This window comes from Planktothrix sp. FACHB-1355, from assembly GCF_014748295.1.
Taxonomy (GTDB): domain Bacteria; phylum Cyanobacteriota; class Cyanobacteriia; order Cyanobacteriales; family Aerosakkonemataceae; genus Aerosakkonema; species Aerosakkonema funiforme_A.
Window position 1 is genome coordinate 1 of the sequence record NZ_JACJUP010001118.1, and the last position, 2,310, is coordinate 2,310.

At 44.4% G+C, this 2,310-nt stretch carries 3 protein-coding genes; 2 read left to right on the top strand and 1 reads right to left on the bottom strand.

Annotated elements, in window-relative coordinates; all coding sequences use genetic code 11:
* Nucleotides 1-324: 324 nt before the first annotated feature.
* Nucleotides 325-1,014, bottom strand: a complete 690-nt coding sequence (locus tag H6S82_RS29675; protein WP_206756629.1) for a sugar transferase — start codon at nucleotides 1,012-1,014, stop codon at nucleotides 325-327.
* Between the two features lie 381 nt (nucleotides 1,015-1,395).
* Here H6S82_RS29675 and H6S82_RS29680 point away from each other — a divergent pair, with 381 nt between their 5' ends.
* Together H6S82_RS29680 and H6S82_RS29685 are read left to right on the top strand one after the other, a co-directional pair.
* Nucleotides 1,396-1,680 (top strand): hypothetical protein, encoded by a 285-nt coding sequence (locus H6S82_RS29680; protein ID WP_322111911.1) that lies wholly within the window; start codon nucleotides 1,396-1,398, stop codon nucleotides 1,678-1,680.
* A gap of 59 nt (nucleotides 1,681-1,739) precedes the next feature.
* Nucleotides 1,740-2,165, top strand: a complete 426-nt coding sequence (locus H6S82_RS29685; RefSeq protein WP_190465126.1) for a hypothetical protein — start codon at nucleotides 1,740-1,742, stop codon at nucleotides 2,163-2,165.
* Nucleotides 2,166-2,310 lie beyond the last annotated feature (145 nt).

The window sequence follows — 2,310 nt, forward strand, 5'->3', positions numbered from 1 at the left end:
CGCAGCCGTTGGGCAAACGGTGAAGATGCAAGAGTTCGGGTAAATTTATTGGCATCCCTATGAAGCAAGAATCCTCGTGTCTTTAGACCGAGGAGTGTCAAAATCAAGCCAGACAAATTATTTTGAGCTAAATCAACAATAAAGCAAGAAAAAATCTGGGCTGGTCTCCTCAGTACCCAGATTTGCGGGAGTTTTTACTGCACGCTTGGCAATGGCATCAGAAACGGCACAAATAAAAGTTAAAAGTCAAAAGTCAAAAGTCAAAAGTCAAAAATATTTTTGGCCTTCGTTTCCAGGCTGTGTCTGGAAATACTTTTGTCTTATTTAACAAGCGCCTTTCCGAGCAAGCACAACTTTGATAGTCTTGAGAATTAACGCGATGTCGTACAAAGGAGTCCAAATTGTTTGATAGCGTAGGTCTAGCAGAACGATGTCTTCAAAATCCTTGACCGAAGAACGACCGTTAACCTGCCATTCACCTGTCAAACCAGGCTTAACGTTTAATCTGCGCCAATGATGCTCGTTGTAATGAGCGACTTCATCAAAGGTGGGCGGTCTAGTACCAACCAAACTCATTTCACCTACCAACACGTTCCAAAATTGCGGCAGTTCGTCTAGACTTGTTTTGCGTAAAAAACGGCCTACTCTGGTGACGCGGGGGTCGTTTTCATTTTTAAAGATTAGCCCTTTAGCTTCATTCTTAATCTGCGATTTCAGGGCTTCGGCATTTGTGACCATCGAGCGAAACTTACGGAGCTTAAAAGCTTGACCCCGCAGCCCGCAGCGGTATTGGGTGTAAAATATAGGGCCGGGACTATCAAGTTTTATTGCGATCGCGATCGGCACAAAAACCACTGCCAGGATCAGTAAACCTACTGTACTGCCCACTATATCCAGTAAACGTTTAAAAATGGATCTAGCCGAAGGATGTACGTAGTAATGCACCGGAAAAGATACGGATGTAGATATTGCTGAAGGAATAACGCTCGGAGACAGTACTGGATGGCTCATCATAACGGGTTCCTAAATAAGACAACCGTAAAATCACTTAGATTCGATCCAAATCGTATAGTTACTTTTTCGGAAGCGACACGATCGGCAGCCCCAATTTGCTAAATCTTCATCGATTCCGCTCATATTGCCAGCTTTTGTAAAGTTATTGTGAAGTTTGTCCGTATAAATCAGGATTCTACTTAAAAGGGGAGGCACGTTCTTTGAGTACCTCTACGGATTGAGGAAGAGGGGGCTGGAAGAGTCAAAAGCCAAAAGTCAAAATTTCCCTCTACCCCTCTGCCCTCTCCCTGCAAAGGTTGGCAATTCGCTTGTAGAGTCAGCTAAACTACAGCCACATCCGATCGGTGGCAAGTAAGGTGAGTTAAGAAAGGGTTGTGAGGAGTGGAAGTCAGAATCAGTCGTTTGGAGTCCATTTTTGAGCAGATGGCAGAAACTGTAATCGCTACAAGCGAGACAGTTGACCGTCTGACTGAGCGGATAGATGCTCTATCGTATCAAGCGCAGGAACAAGCTAAACAAGTGGAACAGCAAGGTTATCAGATTTTAGCGCTGGGTAATGCGCTGCAAACTCTAGCGGAAAATCAAGAGCAGTCGCTAGAACAACTGGCGTATCTTACGGATGCTTTAGAGCGCTTGATGGCGAAGATGGGCGAAAGCAGGAGCTAGAACGGATTTATTTAAATTTGCTCTCAAAAACTTTGCAGAAACGCTTTAGGAGATCGGGGATGCGCTTTTCTCGGTATGCTGTCATCCTTCCGCATACTGTCGCGATCGGTTGTCTGGTTGTTAGTTGCGGTGAAAGTAAAGTTACTCAGTGCAATAAGCTCAGCAATATAATCAATCAGGCTGACGCAGTTACCAAAGATGCCAAGACAGGTAAACCGTCAGCATTGATTAAGGCAGCTGTTGAGCTTGACAAGGTGGCTCTTAGTCTCAAAGCAATCGAAGTTAAGGATGAGAAACTACAAGGTATGCGATCGAGCTTTGCGATCATGTATCGCGATATCGGCAAATCTTTCCGAAAAATAGCTGGTGCTATCCAAAGGCAAGATGCACAAGCCATAAAGTCAGGGCTTAAATTTTTGACCCAGGTGAGGAAAAAAGATAAAGCTTTAGTCGAAGAGATCAATAGTTATTGCGCTCATAAGTAATTTCAGGCAGCCTATCCTCACAAAAACTGCTTTGCACCCTCATGAAAGTAGGAACGGCGATCGCATAGGCTGCGCCGGGACTTCTACTTTGTTTAATCAACCTCACACCACTGTTTTTCCAGGGAATTATACTCAGCTTTGAGGA

Excerpts from the sequence above, each read along its gene's own strand:
- H6S82_RS29675 (WP_206756629.1), bottom strand. The coding sequence starts at position 1,014 with ATGATGAGCCATCCAGTACTGTCTCCGAGCGTTATTCCTTCAGCAATA.
- H6S82_RS29685 (WP_190465126.1), top strand. The coding sequence starts at position 1,740 with ATGCGCTTTTCTCGGTATGCTGTCATCCTTCCGCATACTGTCGCGATC.